A 1,721-nucleotide genomic window follows, 5' to 3' on the forward strand; every position below is an offset into this window, starting at 1 on the left:
CCTACGGCAATACATTTATGAAGTCAAAACATCGGCAGGGGTAAACCCCCACACCCCCAACACTACGAAAAGACGTAGTGTTAAAAAGCAAAAATATGCGAAATTTAAAATGGTACTATACCTTATGCTTTTTAGGTTGATAACCTAACTTTGCAAGATAAGGCATATAACGCATTTGCTTATTTTTATCTACTAGATCACTAGCAATAATAGCGGCAAACTCAGCAGTGCTTTTACCAATAGGCGCATTACTACCAAGTTCAGGTAAGGCAGCAAGCTTGGCGCTGAATGTTTTTACTTGGCTATCTGTCATCTTGATGAACGCATCGTCTTTGGCTATCTGCTCAGGCACTTTCTTTTGTTTGAATTTGAAGGACATGGCGGTAATAGAGCGACCTGTTTTGTGCTGCTCGTAATTGACCGTAATATCCGTATGCTCATTAATCTGTTTGATAGCAAGGTCAATAACTCTTATCTTGAAGTTATACATTTCTTTATAATTTTCGGGCTCAACGCCTAACTTTTGGCGTAGGTCATCAATCTTATATCGCTGTGTAAATCCTTGTTCACGCCATGCCACGCAAAGCTCATATAGTCGAATAGCATAGCTACTGCTCAGGTTCGCTACTTTCTCGATTTCATAACTTGTGAAGTGACTTTCAAGCCGTGTTATCAAGGGAACAACATCAGACGTAAAGCGCATATAAACGATACCGCTATCAGGCTCAACGCCTATCTTATCTACCCAGCGACAATGAAACGACCTGTCTTTGCCGTTCTTTGGGTTTTTGTCGTGGTAGGTGACATATCGGTCAAACAGTCCTTTACTGGCATCTTTGACGACCGTGTACGCTGTTTTATCATTTACCCCGAACTGCTTTGCGTAACTACTTGCATGGATTTTTAGCAGACTGTCATGCGTGATGCCTTGACCTGAATTGCGAGCCTCAATAATTGCCAATAGGATTAGTCGCTGTTCTGCTAAATCGAGCGTATAACTTGCATTGATTAATGCGGTATCTTTAACGACTAACTCAGACATAATGACGGCTTATTATCGAAATGATTTTAATGATGATAGCACAATTAACTTACTTTGTTTACTGACGTAAGTATAGGTGCGATAAACGTAAGGGTATTGGCTTAAATTGGTGCGATAAACGTAAGGGTATGGTGCGATAAACGTAAGGGTATGAACGCTAAACGCCTTTACTATCAAGGGCTGTCAGGGACTCTAAAAGCTCTTTTAAAAGCTAATTACTTAAAAGCATAAGAATTTTTTTTGATTGTTAATAGCTTTATTTTGAATTGATGACTAAATCAGGCTCAGAACATCATCAAGAATTGATTAATCCGTGACTGGATAGATTGACTCAGATTTGAATTATTGGTTATTGGTGAAATTATCACCAAGCTCAGGCAATAATCAAATGATTAGTAATTGCTCATATTTTCCCTGTAAGCGTCTTTGATTGCTCAGTAGCTAACTTACTAGGTCTTCACCCTTAGAATTGAAATGTGAGCTAATCAGACAGCAAATAAGTGCTATTTCAGCTCATATCATTGGTTATTGGTTTAGCTATAGGCTAATGATAGGAAAAAAGCACAGCAACCAGTCCTATAATTCAAGAGTCTGTTATAGATGGTTCCATAATGACAGTCTGTTTTAAGTAGTCTGTTAATAGGTTTTTGGGGCTTTTAAGGTGGTTCCGCTAGGGTAT

The 1,721-nt window shown here is 38.8% G+C and carries 1 protein-coding gene; it reads right to left on the reverse strand.

Going from position 1 to position 1,721, the window contains the following annotated elements; translation table 11 throughout:
* Positions 1 to 115 precede the first annotated feature (115 nt).
* Entirely contained in the window at positions 116 to 1,042 is a 927-nt protein-coding gene (gene repM / locus JFC08_RS13555) for a replication initiation protein RepM (protein WP_198331102.1), read from the reverse strand.
* Positions 1,043 to 1,721 lie beyond the last annotated feature (679 nt).

This window comes from Psychrobacter cibarius (assembly GCF_016107535.1).
In the GTDB taxonomy this organism is placed as follows: domain Bacteria; phylum Pseudomonadota; class Gammaproteobacteria; order Pseudomonadales; family Moraxellaceae; genus Psychrobacter; species Psychrobacter cibarius.